The sequence below is a fragment of the Streptomyces sp. NPDC002580 genome (assembly GCF_042889485.1).
In the GTDB taxonomy this organism is placed as follows: Bacteria; Actinomycetota; Actinomycetes; order Streptomycetales; family Streptomycetaceae; genus Streptomyces.
Map to the genome: position 1 here is coordinate 365811 of NZ_JBIAQZ010000005.1, position 13919 is coordinate 379729.

11 protein-coding genes are annotated in these 13919 nt (G+C 73.8%); 8 read left to right on the top strand and 3 right to left on the bottom strand.

The window, feature by feature from the left end; genetic code table 11:
• Positions 1–2: 2 nt before the first annotated feature.
• Complete coding sequence (locus ACFYW7_RS18310) at positions 3–824, bottom strand: TIGR03084 family metal-binding protein (RefSeq protein WP_389503329.1); 822 nt, start codon at positions 822–824, stop codon at positions 3–5.
• Between the two features lie 296 nt (positions 825–1120).
• On the opposite strand from ACFYW7_RS18310, the gene ACFYW7_RS18315 reads away from it, so the two are divergent.
• Positions 1121–2122 (top strand): DMT family transporter, encoded by a 1002-nt coding sequence (locus ACFYW7_RS18315; protein ID WP_389503332.1) that lies wholly within the window; start codon positions 1121–1123, stop codon positions 2120–2122.
• Positions 2123–2263: 141 nt separating this feature from the next.
• Here the strand turns inward: ACFYW7_RS18315 and ACFYW7_RS18320 are convergent, their stop codons facing one another.
• Positions 2264–5389: an FAD-linked oxidase C-terminal domain-containing protein gene (locus tag ACFYW7_RS18320; RefSeq protein ID WP_389503334.1), complete on the bottom strand. Its 3126-nt coding sequence runs from the start codon at positions 5387–5389 to the stop codon at positions 2264–2266.
• Between the two features lie 230 nt (positions 5390–5619).
• On the opposite strand from ACFYW7_RS18320, the gene ACFYW7_RS18325 reads away from it, so the two are divergent.
• The 7 genes from ACFYW7_RS18325 (at position 5620) to serC (ending at position 12771) form a co-directional block, all read left to right on the top strand.
• The gene (locus ACFYW7_RS18325) at positions 5620–7455 is read left to right on the top strand and encodes an ATP-binding protein (protein ID WP_389503336.1); all 1836 of its coding nucleotides are present in this window, start codon (positions 5620–5622) and stop codon (positions 7453–7455) included.
• Positions 7452–7859 (top strand): roadblock/LC7 domain-containing protein, encoded by a 408-nt coding sequence (locus ACFYW7_RS18330; protein ID WP_389503338.1) that lies wholly within the window; start codon positions 7452–7454, stop codon positions 7857–7859. Before ACFYW7_RS18325 ends, ACFYW7_RS18330 begins: the two co-directional genes overlap by 4 nt.
• Entirely contained in the window at positions 7856–8212 is a 357-nt protein-coding gene (locus ACFYW7_RS18335) for a DUF742 domain-containing protein (protein ID WP_389503340.1), read from the top strand. The genes ACFYW7_RS18330 and ACFYW7_RS18335 overlap by 4 nt, the downstream gene beginning before the upstream one ends.
• The gene (locus ACFYW7_RS18340) at positions 8193–8831 is read left to right on the top strand and encodes an ATP/GTP-binding protein (RefSeq protein WP_389503342.1); all 639 of its coding nucleotides are present in this window, start codon (positions 8193–8195) and stop codon (positions 8829–8831) included. Before ACFYW7_RS18335 ends, ACFYW7_RS18340 begins: the two co-directional genes overlap by 20 nt.
• Positions 8828–10048, top strand: coding sequence for a cytochrome P450 (locus tag ACFYW7_RS18345; RefSeq protein ID WP_389503344.1), 1221 nt, complete (start codon positions 8828–8830; stop codon positions 10046–10048). Before ACFYW7_RS18340 ends, ACFYW7_RS18345 begins: the two co-directional genes overlap by 4 nt.
• A gap of 100 nt (positions 10049–10148) precedes the next feature.
• The gene (locus ACFYW7_RS18350) at positions 10149–11372 is read left to right on the top strand and encodes a cytochrome P450 (protein WP_389503346.1); all 1224 of its coding nucleotides are present in this window, start codon (positions 10149–10151) and stop codon (positions 11370–11372) included.
• A 280-nt stretch (positions 11373–11652) separates the two neighbouring features.
• Positions 11653–12771 (top strand): phosphoserine transaminase, encoded by a 1119-nt coding sequence (serC, locus tag ACFYW7_RS18355; RefSeq protein WP_389503348.1) that lies wholly within the window; start codon positions 11653–11655, stop codon positions 12769–12771.
• 61 nt (positions 12772–12832) lie between these two features.
• Here the strand turns inward: serC and ACFYW7_RS18360 are convergent, their stop codons facing one another.
• Entirely contained in the window at positions 12833–13816 is a 984-nt protein-coding gene (locus ACFYW7_RS18360) for a WD40 repeat domain-containing protein (RefSeq protein WP_389503350.1), read from the bottom strand.
• Between the last annotated feature and the right edge of the window lie 103 nt (positions 13817–13919).

Consider the following 13919-nt stretch of genomic DNA (forward strand, 5'->3'; position numbering starts at 1 on the left):
GGTCACCGGTCGGCGTCCTTGGTCCCCTGGTGCTCCCGGGGCTCCCGGCCGGCGCCCGGCGGACCGGCGAAGGCCTGGGCGATGTCCAGCCAGCGGTCGGCGTCGGGGCCCTCCGCCCGGAGGGCCAGGTCGGCGCGGTGGGCCCGCTGGGTCACCAGCAGGCAGAAGTCGAGGGCGGTGCCGGTGACGCGGTCGTCGGCGTCCTCCGGACCGTACGTCCACACCTCACCGGAGGGACTCACGAGTTCGACACGGAACTCCTCGAAGGGCACGGGTTGTCCGTGCACTCCGAAGGCGAAGTCGCGGGTGCGGACGCCGAGGCGCGCGATGTGCCGCAGGCGGTCGGTGGGCTCGGGGGTCACCCCCAGCGCCTCGGCGACGTCCAGGCCGTGGGCCCAGGTCTCCATGAGCCGGGCGGTGGCCATGGAGGCGGTGGCCATGGGCGGGCCGTACCAGGGGAAGCGGGCACCGGGCGGGGCGGCCCGCAGGGCGGCGTCCAGGGCCGCGCGGCCGGACCGCCAGTCCGCGAGGAGCTCCGCGGGCGGCTTGCGCGCGCCCTCCCGCGCGCCGTTGTCCACGAAGTCGCCGGGTTCGGCCAGCGCCTTCGTGACCTCATGCTCGAAGGCGGCCTGATCGGTCACGGCCAACAAGGAGGAACGGTCGGTCCAGGCGAGGTGCGCGATCTGGTGGGCGACGGTCCAGCCCTCGGCAGGGGTGGCGAGGGCCCACTGCCCCTCGTCCAACGCCTCCACCAGCCGGTCGAGTTCCTCGCCCTCCCGGCGCAGATCGTCGATCACGGACACCACGGACGACGCGTCGGACACGATGCGCTCCCCTCGGACACGGCGTTGTGTGGCACGGAGCATGGCAGCGACAGGAGAAACAAGCAAGCGTGCTTGCATTAATTCGGCCGACCTCCGAACTCCCCCCGGCCGGGTCGCGCGGGCACGGCCCCGGTCTCCGCCGTGGAACGCCCGGCCACCGGCGCTCCCCCGGGGGCACCGCGCCCGCCGTTCTGAGACAGTTGCATAACGAGTTCACACGCCTGACCGAGTCCATTACTCTGGACCGACAGGTGCAGTATCGTGAACGAAACCGAGACGATCCCCTGGAAGGCCCCGTGAACACCCCCAGCGCCGCCCAGTCCTCCCCGGCCTCGGCCGCCCCCGCTCTGGCCTCCGCGCCCGCGGCCGGTACGCCCGTCGCGGGTGCGCCCACGGCGGGCGGTCCCGGTCGGCGCGGCGCCCTCGGGCCCGTGGGCCTGGTGCTCGCCGGAGGAATCTCCGTGCAGTTCGGCGGAGCCCTCGCGGTGAGCCTGATGCCCAGGGTCGGCGCCCTCGGCGTGGTGACGCTGCGGCTGCTGGTGGCCGCGGTCGTGCTGCTGCTGGTGTGCCGTCCGAAGGTGCGCGGGCACTCGCGCGCCGACTGGAGCACGGTGGTCGTCTTCGGCCTCACCATGGCAGCGATGAACGGCCTCTTCTACCAGGCGGTCGCCCGCATCCCGCTCGGGCCGGCCGTCACGCTCGAAGTGCTCGGCCCGCTCGCCCTCTCCGTCCTCACCTCCCGCCGCGCCGTGAACCTGCTCTGGGCGGGCCTCGCCCTGGGCGGGGTCTTCCTGCTCGGCGGCGGGGGCTTCAGCAGCCTCGACCCCGCCGGTGTCGCCTTCGCCCTGGGCGCGGGCGCCATGTGGGCGGCGTACATCGTCTTCAGCGCGCGTACGGGCAGACGCTTCCCCCAGGCCGACGGACTCGCCCTGGCCATGGTGGTCGCGGCGGTGGCGTTCCTGCCGCTCGGGATCGCCGAGTCGGGCTCCCGGCTGCTCGTCCCGACGACGGTCGTGCTGGGCGGCGCGGTGGCCGTCCTCTCCTCCGTCCTCCCGTACACGCTCGAACTGCTCGCCCTGCGCCGGCTGCCCGCCGCCACCTTCGCGATCCTGATGAGCCTGGAGCCGGCCGTGGCCGGCATCGCCGGCTTCCTCGTCCTGGACCAGGCCCTCTCCCTCGTCGAGTCGCTGGCCATCGCCCTGGTCATCGCGGCGAGCATGGGCGCCGTGCGCACCCAGGTGGGCCGCGGGAAGGCCAAGGGCCTGGCGGCGGGGCCGGACGGCCGGGACCTGTCCTAGACCGGACGGTCAGGACCTGTCCCGGCCCCAGGGCTTCATGGACATCGGCGCCACCCACCACCCGTTCGACGCCATGCCGGTCCAGATCGGCGCGTACGGCGAGTTCTGGCCCGGCATCCCCATGACGTCCTCCCCCGGGCCTCACCCGCCGCCGGGCGGACCGTCGTCCAGAGCCTGTGCCAGCACCTCCGCCAGATGGCGGCCCCGCCGGTCGGACAGCTGGGCCAGCTGGGTGCGGCAGGAGAAGCCGTCGGCGAGGACCACCGCGTCGGCGTCGGCCGCCCGGACCGCCGGGAGCAGCTGCTCCTCGGCGCAGGCCCGCGACACCTCCTCGTGCCCCTTCTCGAAGCCGAAGTTGCCCGCGAGGCCGCAGCAGCCGCCGGCCAGGGTGCCGGTCAGTCCCGCCGCCTCGCGCAGCCGGCGTTCGGCCCCGTCGCCGAGGACCGCGTGCTGGTGGCAGTGCGTCTGGCCGGTGGCCGGGCGGTCGACGCGGGGCGGCGTCCAGTGCGGCGCGTGCCGTTCCAGTGCCTCCGCGAAGGTCATGACCGCCGCCGCGAGGCGCGCCGCGCGCGGGTCGTCGTGCAGCAGTTCGGGGAGGTCGGTGCGCAGCGTGGCGGCGCAGCTGGGTTCCAGGACGACGACCGGGACGCCGTCCATGGCGAGGTAGGGCTCCATGAGGTCGAGGGTGCGGCGGAGCACGGTGCGGGCGCGGTCGAGCTGGCCGGTCGAGATGTACGTCAGCCCGCAGCAGACCCGCGCGCGGCGGCGCGGCAGGAGGGTGCCGAGGCGGAGCGGGCCGCCGGTGGTCCCGTCCCCGACGGGTCCGTGCCGCAGCACCGTCCTCGGGGGCAGCAGCACGGCGAGTCCGGCGGCCTCCAGGACCCGTACGGCCGCGCGTCCGACGGACGGTTCCAGGTGTTCGGTGAAGGTGTCCGGCCACAGCAGGACCGTCCTCCCGCCGAACCCCGGGAACAGCCGGTCGGCGGTCCGCGTGCCCCCGTTCCCCTCCTCGCCCCGGCCCCGGCCGGTCCCCTCGCCCCGGCGCCGCTCGCGCACGTACGCCCGCACCCGGTCCCGGAACCGTCTCGACCACCAGTGGCTGAACGTCTCCGTGGCCAGTCGCGGGATCTCCCGGCCGGGGGCGATGCCGGCCAGGCGCTTGGCGAGGGCGGCCAGCGGGCGTACGGACGCGAGGGAGTTGACCAGCCGTGCCGAGCGGGTCCGGGTCACCGCGGTGAGCCAGAGGGGCAGCCGCCCCAGCGCGTAGTGCGCGGCGGGGCGGCGGCGGCCCGCGTAGTGGTGGTGGAGGAACTCCGCCTTGTAGGTGGCCATGTCGACGCCGACCGGGCAGTCGGACCTGCATCCCTTGCACGACAGGCACAGGTCCAGCGCGTCACGGACCTCCGTCGAGCGCCAGCCGTCGGTGACGACCTCGCCCGCGAGCATCTCGTGCAGCAGCCTGGCCCGCCCCCGCGTGGAGTGCTCTTCCTCTCCGGTCGCGCGGAAGGACGGGCACATGACCTCCGTGCCGCCCGGCGCCGAGGCCGTACGGCACTTGGCGACGCCCACGCAGCGGCGCACGGCCGCCGAGAAGTCGCCGCCGTCCGCCGGGTAGCCGAACGCGACCTCCACCGGGCGGTGCGGGAGCACCGCGAAGCGCAGGTTCTGATCGAGCCGGTGCGGGCGGACGAGCATGCCGGGGTTGAGCAGGCCCCGCGGGTCCCAGAGGTCCTTCGCGCGCTCGAAGAGGCGGACCAGCTCGGTGCCGTACATCGTCGGCAGGAGTTCCGCGCGCGCCTGCCCGTCCCCGTGCTCGCCGGACAGGGAGCCCCCGTGCGAGACGACGAGCCGGGCGACCTCCTCGGAGAAGCTCCGGAAGCGGGCGACGCCCGTCGTGGAGATCAGGTCGAAGTCGATGCGGACGTGGACGCAGCCGTCGCCGAAGTGCCCGTACGGGGTGCCGCGCAGCCCGTGGGCGGCGAGCAGGCCCCGGAAGTCCCGGAGGTAGGCGCCCAGCCGGGCGGGCGGCACCGCGCAGTCCTCCCAGCCGGGCCAGGCCTCGGCGCCCGCCCCGGGGGCCCGGCCGGGTCCGGAGCCGTCCTCGGCGTCCTGGATCCGGGTCGCCGTGCCGCTCGCCTCCTCCCGCAGCCGCCACAGCGCCCGCTGCCCCGCGGGATCGGTGACGACCAGGGCGTCGCGCACGTCCGCCGCCCGCACGATCGCGTCCGCGTGCGCGCGTGCCTCCGCGGGTGTCCCGCCGCCCGTCTCGACGAACAGCCAGGCCCCGCCGCGCGGCAGTCCCGCCTCGGCGCGCACGAGGTCGGCGGCCATCCCCTCCACGGTCAGCGGTCCCAGCGGCAGCAGGCCGGCGGCGGCGTCCGCCGCGGCGCTCTCGTCGGGGTAGGCGAGGACGGCCAGCGCCGTCGCGCCGGGGGCCTCGACCAGGCGGACGGACGCCTCGGTGAGGACGGCCCAGGTGCCCTCGGAGCCGCAGAAGGCGCGGGCCACGTCCGCGCCCCGCTCGGGCAGGAGCGCGTCGAGGGCGTACCCGGAGATCCGTCGCGGGAGGTCCGGGAACCCGGTCCGCAGCAGCGCCGACTCGCTCTCCACCAGGGCCCTCAGGCCGTCCGGGGCACCCTGCCAGGAGCGGCCGAGGCGGCGCGCGTCCCCGTCCGCGCCGACGACCGACACCTCGCGCACGTTGTCCGCGGTGGTGCCCCAGGCGACCGAGTGGGAGCCGCAGGAGTTGTTGCCGATCATGCCGCCGAGGGTGCAGCGGCTGTGGGTGGAGGGGTCCGGACCGAAGCGCAGACCGTGCGGGGCGGCGGCCTCCTGGAGACGGTCGAGGACCACGCCGGGCTGGACGAGGGCCGTACGGGCGTCCGGGTCGAGCGCGACGATCCGGTTCATGTGGCGGGTGAGGTCCAGGACGATTCCGGTGCCCGTGGCCTGCCCGGCGATCGAGGTGCCGCCGCCGCGCGCCACGACCGGCACCCCGTGGGCGCGGCACACGGCGAGGACCGCCGCCACGTCGTCTGCGTCGCGCGGGGCCACCACGCCGAGCGGTACGCGCCGGTAGTTGGAGGCGTCCATGGTGGTGAGCGCCCGCGCCGTCGCGTCGAAGGAGACCTCGCCGCGCACGGCTCCCGCCAGTTCGGACCGCAGTTTCCCGGGGAGTCCGTCCGGCGGGCCGGCGGGCCGTCCCCGGGTCCGCCCGTCGGGTCGTCCCTGTGGCAGTCCGTCCGGCCGTCCACCCAGATCCGTCATGTCCCCAGGATGCCGTCGGGCGGCGGGACCGGCCGCCCGACGGCGCACCCGAAAGGCCCCGTTATGCCGGGACGATCACGGAACCGCTTCACGAACCTTTCCAATCCGATCACGAACTCCCATATAGTGACCGCGAGTTGAGCATCAGGTGTTGCACCTCGCCCAGGCCCGACCGAGGAACACGACCGAGGACACGTTCTCCCCCCAGGAACACGACCGAGGACCGATTGATGACCCCGCCCCTGCCCTCCGGCGAACGACCCACCCTGCGCGCCACGGCCCCCGCCGTGCTGAGCGCCGCCGTCCCGGCCGCGATCGCGGTGGTGACCGCCGTCCTGCTGGCACCCGAATCGGCCCGTGTCCCCCTCGCCTGGGGAACGGGCTCCGCCGCGGTGCTGCTGTGCGTGGCCGTGACCGTGGCCGCCCGTGCCGTGCTGACCACGCGACTGCTGCGCAGTCGCCTCGACGCGGTGTCCCAGGACGCCGGCCGCCTCCTCCAGGAACGGGCCCGGCTGGCCGAGGAGTTCAAGCGGGAACGCGCCAGGCTGGTCGACGACGCCGCCCGCGAGCGCGCCCGCGCCGCCGAGGCCGCCGCCCAGGAGCGGATCCGGCTCACCGACACCGCGGCGCGTGAACACGCGCGCCTGACCGAGGAGTTCACCGAGGAACGGGAACTGCTCACCGCCGACCGCGCCCGGCTCACGGAGCGCAACGCCGAACTCGCCGCGCGCGCCCGGCAGGCCGTCGGCGACCGTGCCGCCGCGATCTCGGCCATGGCCAACGCGGCCGGCCGGATGCAGGCGGTGTCCACCGGCATGCTCGCCGACCTGCGGGCCATGGAGGAACGGCACTCCGACGAGGACGTCCTCGCCGACCTCCTCCACCTCGACCACCGCACCGCGCAGGCGGGCCGGCTCGCCGACTCCGTCGCGGTCCTGACCGGCGCCCGTTCGGGCCGCCGCTGGGCCCGGCCGATCGCCATGGAGTCGATCCTGCGGGGCGCCATGGGCCGCATCGGCGGCTACCAGCGCGTCCGCGTCCACTCCGCCAGCGAGGCCGCCGTCGCCGGGCACGCCGCCGAGGGCGTCATGCACGCGCTCGCCGAACTCCTCGACAACGCCGCCAACTTCTCGCCGCCCACCGCCGAGGTCCACGTGTACGTCGAGGAGGTCCCCGCGGGGGTCATCGTCTCCGTCGAGGACAGCGGCCTGGTGATGGGCGACGTCCAGCTGCGGCGCGCCGAACGCGCCGTCCTCGGCGAGGTCGGACCCCGGTCCGGGCTCGGCGGCCTCACCGGCACCCGTCTCGGCCTCTCGGTGGTCGGCCGACTGGCCCGCAAGTACGGCCTGAAGGTGTCCTTCCGGCCCTCCGCGCGCGGCGGCACCGGCGTCCTCGTCCTGATCCCGCAGGACCTCCTCACCCTGGCGAACGCCCCGCACGGCACGGCCCCGGCGGCGGCCGAACCGGCCGCGCTCGCCCCGACGGCCGTCGACGGCCACACCTCCGCGCCCCGGCCCCCGGCCGGCGGTACGGCACCCGAGCCGCACGTCGCGCCGGGCCCGCGGGACTCCCGGCCGCCCCGGGAATCCACCGGATCCTCCGGGGCCGCCGTCTCGTACGCCGCCGCCCGCGCGGGCGAGGACCTCGACCCGGACCCCGTCCCGACCCACGACTCGCCCCGGCACGAGCAGGGGCCCGCCTCCACCGGCGGCCTGCCCAAACGCCGTCGCGGGCGCACCCTCGCCCACGCGGAGCGCAGCCGCTCGCACGCCGGCCAGCCCGCCCCGGAACCCCGTACCGGCGAGGACCCCAAGACCCGGGCCGCCACCCGCTTCGGCAGCTTCCGCCAGGCGGTGCGCGGCACGACGCCGGGGACCCCCGAAGCCGTACGGGCCGACGGTCCCGACCGGACCGAGGACCGCGCCCGGGCCACCGACGACGGGCCCGGCACACGGCCCGCCGGCAGCGCGGACGGCACCACGGACGGCCCCCGCGAAGAAGCCGTCGCCCCAGCCACCTCCACCACCCCCACCCACGCGCACCCGGAAGGCGACCCCACCCCATGACCGGCACCATGACCGCCGACGAGAAGCTCACCTGGCTCATCGAGGGCCTCCTTGAGCGCACCCCGGGCGCACGGCACGCGCTCGTCCTCTCCCGCGACGGCCTGAAGCTGTGCCGCACTCCGGACCTCTCGGTCGACCAGGCCGACCAGCTCGCGGCGATCGCCGCCGGCATCCAGTCGCTGTCCCACGGCGCGTCCGTGGAGTTCGGCGACGGCAGCGGCGGCGTGCGCTCGGCGATGGCCGAGTTCTACGGAGGGGTGCTGTTCATCGTGGAGGCCGGCGACGGAGCGCATCTCGCCGTCGTCACCACCGAGGACGCCGACGCGGGACTGGTCGGGCACAACATGAGCGAACTCGTCGAGCAACTCGGCGAGCACCTCACCTCGCCGCCCAGGACGTCATGAGCCGTCCTGGCAGGGACGACGCGCCCGACCGGCTGTACACCCTCACCGGGGGACGCAGCCGCTCCGGGCCCGACACCCCCTTCGACCTGGTGACACTGGTGGTCGCCGAGTGCGATCCGGCGGTGGGCATGCAGTCCGAGCACGCCGCGATCCTGCGGATGTGCGAGCGGCCGACGGCGGTCGTGGAGATCGCGGCGGAACTGAACCTGCCGGTGTCGATCACCCGCATCCTGCTCTCCGACCTGCTCGCGACGGGCCGCGTCAGCGCCCGCCACCCGCACACCACTGTTCCTTCCGGTCTTCCCGATCCCGACATCCTGGAGCAGGTGCTCGTTGGACTCCGTAACCTCTGACGCCCGTGCGCCCCTGTCGGCGTCGGCCGACAACGGCCTCAAGATCGTGATCGTGGGCGGCTTCGGCGTCGGCAAGACGACCCTGGTCCGCTCGGTCAGCGAGATCCGTCCCCTCAACACCGAGGAGACGATGACGCAGGCCGGCGAGGCCGTCGACGACATCAGCGAGGTCCGCGGCAAGTCCGCGACGACCGTCGCCTTCGACTTCGGCCGCATCACCCTGGACACCCACAACGTGCTGTACCTGTTCGGCGCGCCCGGTCAGGAACGGTTCTGGTTCCTGTGGGACCGCCTGTTCACCGGGACCCTCGGCGCGGTCGTCCTGGTCGACACCCGCCGCATCGACGACTCCTGGTACGCCATCGACCGGCTGGAACACCACGGCACGCCGTTCATCGTGGCCTGCAACGACTTCGGCGGAACCACGCACACCCCCGCCCAGATCCGCGAGGCCCTCGACCTCGACCCGCACGTGCCGCTGATCGACTGCGACGCCCGCTCCCGGGAGTCCAGCAAGCGGGTCCTGATCACGCTCGTGGAGCACCTCCAGTCCCTGTACGCCCGTCACGGCGCCACGGCCGCGGAGGGCGCCCTTCAATCACCGGAGCCCGCGCTGTGACCCCCACACCCGCACCCGCGCCCGTCCCCCTGGGCGGACCACGGTTCCAGACCGAACCCGCCGAGCTGTACCGGGAGATGCGCCGCGACCACGGCTCCGTCGTACCGGTCGTCCTCGACGGCGACATCCCCGCCTGGCTGGTCCTCGGCTATCGCGAGCTGCACCAGGTCACCGGCGACCCCCAGCTCTTCAGCCGGGACTCGGACCTGTGGAGCCAGTGGGACCGCATCCCCGACGACTGGCCGCTGCTGCCGATGATCGGCCGCAAGCAGCCCTCCATCCTGTACACGGTCGGCGAGCGGCACCGCGAACGCGCGGCCATGGTCAGCAACGCCCTCGAAGCCGTGGACCCCTCCGAACTGCGGTCCCAGGCGGAGAAGTTCGCCGACGAACTGATCGACGCGATCTGCTCCAAGGGCGAGACGGACATCATCGGCGACTACGCCGCGCTGCTGCCCGTACGCGTCCTCGCCACGCTCTACGGCTTCACGGACGAGCAGGGCCCGGGCCTGGTGACCGCCCTGAACGACATGATCAACGGCCGCGAGGGCGCCCTGGCCGGACAGCAGCACCTCGCCGGCTCCATGGCGCGGCTGATCGCCGACCGCAAGGAGACCCCGGCCGACGACGTCACCTCCCGCATGCTCGCGGACGCCTCCGGCTTCAGCGACGAGGAGATCGCCCAGGACCTGATGGTCATGATGGCCGCCGGTCACCAGCCGACCGCCGACTGGATCGGCAACTCGCTGCGCCTGATGCTCACCGACGACCGCTTCGCCGCCTCGCTGTTCGGCGGCCGGCACAGCGTCGGCGAGGCCATGAACGAGGTGCTGTGGGAGGACGCCCCCACCCAGAACGTGGCCGGCCGGTGGGCCTCCCGCGACACCCGGCTCGGCGGCCGCCTGGTCCGCTCCGGCGACCTGCTGCTGCTCGGCATCCAGGGCGCCAACGCCGACCCCCAGGTCCGCACCGACAGTTCCGCGCTCACCGGGGGCAACAACGCCCACTTCTCCTTCGGCCACGGGGAGCACCGCTGCCCGTTCCCGGCCCAGGAGGTCGCCGAGGTCATCGCGCGGACCGGGATCGAGGTCGTCCTGGACCGGCTGCCGGACCTCGACCTGGCCGTGCCCGCCGAATCGCTGTCCCGGCGCCCCTCCCCCTGGCTCCGGGGCCTGGGCGAACTGCCCGTGCGGTTCACCCCCGTGCCCGTCCTCTGAGGCACCGTCACGCACCCCGGCCGACGTCCCTGTCCGGCCGGGTCCGGGGGCTGCCCCGGGAAAACGCCGTACTCCCACCCCACCTTGGAGGCACCCCCGCATGACCACCGGTACCGAAGAGACCCGCATAGTCCTGGACCCCTTCGTCACCGACCTGGACGGCGAGAGCGCCGCGCTGCGCGCCGCCGGCCCGCTCGCCGCCGTCGAACTGCCCGGCGGCGTGCCGATGTGGGCGGTCACCCACCACGCCGAGGCGCGCGCCCTGCTCACGGACCCCCGCCTGGTGAAGGACATCAACGTCTGGGGCGCCTGGCAGCGCGGCGAGATCGCCGCCGACTGGCCGCTGATCGGCCTCGCGAACCCCGGCCGCTCCATGCTCACCGTGGACGGCGCGGATCACCGGCGCATGCGCACCCTGGTGGCCCAGGCGCTCACCCCGCGACGGGTGGAGCAGATGCGCGAGCGGATCGCGAAGATGACCGAGAGCCTGCTCGACAACCTCGACGGTGACGTCGTCGACCTGAAGGCCGACTTCGCCTACCCGCTGCCCATGTACGTCATCGCCGACCTCATGGGCATCGAGGAGTCCCGGCTGCCGCGGCTGAAGGAGCTCTTCGAGAAGTTCTTCTCGACGCAGACCCCGCCCGCCGAGGTCATCGCGACGCTCACCGAGCTGGCCGGGATCATGGCCGAGACGGTGGCGGCCAAGCGCGCCGAGCCGGGCGACGACCTGACCAGCGCGCTGATCCTGGCCTCCGAGGACGGCGACCACCTCACCGACGCGGAGATCGTCTCCACCCTCCAGCTGATGGTCGCGGCGGGCCACGAGACGACGATCTCCCTGATCGTCAACGCGGTGGTCAACCTCTCCGCCCACCCCGACCAGCGCGCGCTCGTCCTGTCCGGCGAGGCCGACTGGTCCGCGGTCGTCGAGGAGACCCTGCGCTTCGCCACCCCGACCTCGCACGTCCTCATCCGTTTCGCGACGGAGGACGTCCCGGTCGGCGACAAGGTGATCCCGGCGGGCGACGCGCTCATCGTGTCGTACGGCGCGATCGGCCGCGACGAGAACGCCCACGGCCCCACCGCGGGCGAGTTCGACATCCGCCGCACGAGCAAGAACCGGCACATCTCCTTCGGTCACGGACCCCACGTCTGCCCCGGTGCCGCCCTGTCCCGCCTGGAGGCGGGCGTCGCGCTGCCCGCCCTGTACGAGCGCTTCCCCGCACTGGACCTGGCCGTTCCCGTCGCGGAGCTGCGCAACAAGCCGGTGGTGACGCAGAACGACCTGTTCGAGCTGCCGGTGCGCCTGACCACCGCATGAGGTGGTGCCGCGAACGCGGCTGACCACCGAGTGAGGTGAGAGGCGGAGGGGGCGAGGGGAGTTCGCCTTCTCCGCCTCCGTCTTCCCCCGTCCGCCTCCGGCAGCCCCGTCCGCCTCCGGCAGCCCCGTCCGCCTCCCTCAGCGCTTCGCCTCGCGGTGCCGGCGCGTCGGCCGCGGACCCGCCGCGGGACCCTCCGGCGGCACGCGGCCGTCAACACGCCCCGTCTCAGCCGACGGACGACGTTTCACCGAGGTTTCCCGGAACGGCTAGGCTCCCGTCGTGGCTGATATCGAGATCCCCGCTGACATCAAGCCCGCCGACGGACGATTCGGCGCTGGCCCCTCCAAGGTACGGACGGAGGCGCTGGACGCGCTGGCCGCGACCGGTAGTTCTCTGCTCGGCACATCCCACCGCCAGGCCCCGGTCAAGAACCTGGTCGGCAAGGTCCGCGAGGGCGTGCGCGAGCTGTTCTCCCTGCCCGACGGGTACGAGGTCGTCCTCGGCAACGGCGGCTCCACCGCGTTCTGGGACGTCGCGACGCACGGCCTGATCGAGAACAAGTCGCAGCACCTCACGTTCGGCGAGTTCTCCTCCAAGTTCGCGAAGGCCGCCAAGCTCGCCCCGTGGCTCGCCGACCCGACCGTCGTCTCCTCCGACCCGGGCACCCACCCCGAGCCGGTCGCCGAGGCGGGCGTCGACTCCTACGCCTTCACCCACAACGAGACCTCGACCGGTGTCGCCGCCCCCCTCAAGCGGGTCGCGGGCGCCGACGCGGGCTCCCTCGTCCTGGTGGACGCCACCTCCGGCGCCGGCGGCCTGCCCGTCGACATCGCCGAGACCGACGTCTACTACTTCGCCCCGCAGAAATCCTTCGCCTCCGACGGCGGCCTGTGGATCGGCGTGTTCTCCCCGGCCGCGATCGAGCGCGCCGAGCGGATCCACGCCTCCGGCCGGCACATCCCGGAGTTCTTCTCGCTGCCCACGGCGATCGACAACTCCCGCAAGAACCAGACGTACAACACCCCGGCCCTCACCACCCTCTTCCTGCTCAACGAGCAGCTGGAGTGGATCAACGGCCAGGGCGGCCTCGCCTGGTCCGCGGCCCGCACGAAGGACTCCTCCAGCCGCCTGTACCGCTGGGCCGAGGACAGCAAGTACGCCACCCCGTTCGTGACGGACGCGGCCAAGCGCTCGCAGGTCATCGGCACGATCGACTTCGCCGACGAGATCGACGCCGCCGCCGTCGCCAAGGTCCTGCGCGCCAACGGCATCGTCGACACCGAGCCCTACCGCAAGCTCGGCCGCAACCAGCTGCGCGTCGCCATGTTCCCGGCGATCGACCCGGCGGACGTCGAGGCGCTGACGCGCTGCATCGACTACGTGATCGAGAAGCTGTAACCGTTCCTACGGGAAGGGGCGTCCGGCGCGTGCGCGTGCCGGGCGCCCCTTCTTCCTTCCCTCAGCGGCGGCGGAACAGCCTCTTGAGGAGAAGCACGACAAGAAGGCCCGCGGCCGCGACGGCACCGATCTCGAACCCGCTCGGCCCGCCGCCGCTCACCACGTCGTCCCCCAAGTCACCTTTGCCCGAAGGCGACTTGGAGTCTGACCCGGCGCCCCCCGGCGCGTCCTCCGCCTGCACGGCGCTGTCCGCGCCCTCGCTGCCGTACAGGAGTTTCGATCCGTCGGTGGTGTAGGTGACGGACTCGCCCTGGCCCTGGAGGGGCACGTCCAGGCGGCCCTGGCGCTTGATCCTGCCGCCGTTCCAGTCGTACGCGATGCCGCCGAAGTAGCCGCGTACGGCGAACTGCCGGCCGTTCGGGGAGAAGGCCCCGTCGGTGACCCAGAGGTCGACGGCGGCGCCGCGCCGGAAGACGTTGGTGGCGGAGGCGGAGAGCTCGGCGGGTCCCTCGTACAGGTGGCCGCCGTCCTCGTCCTTGTCGATGATGTAGACCCGCCCCGTCTTGGGCTGCACCATCATCGCCTCGGCGTTGCGGGGACCGTCCTCGTACTTCACGACGTACTGGGTGGCGCGGATCGTCTGGTCCTTGAGCACCTTGGGCTCGGGGAGCTTGTAGATCCACACGTGGTCCCACTTGCCGCCGAGGTTGTCGCCGATGTCGCCGACGTAGAGGTCGCCGTCGGGGCCGAGCGAGATGGCCTCGACGTCCCGGGGCGCGCCGACCCCGCTCATGGTGATCGTCGCGACGGTCCGGCCGGTCCTGCTGTCGACGGCGTAGAGATAGGCCCCGTCGTCGCTGTCGTTGTGGGTCCAGTAGACGCCGGGATGGATCCGCGAGGCGGCGAGGCCGCTGGACTCGGTGATCCGCGGGTCCTTGATGGTGAATCCCCCGTCCCCGTCGTCGGCGAGCGCGGGCGCCGCCAGGGCGAGGACAAGAACGGCTCCGGCGGCGGCTCCGGAGAGGAACGAGGGCGATCGGCGCATGACCCCAAGCCTGCCATCCCACCGGTGCGTTCACGTCGGCGCCCGCCCCCCGAAGGCCACACCGTTCCGCCCGCCCCCCACCCGGACGCGGGCCGGGCCCCGA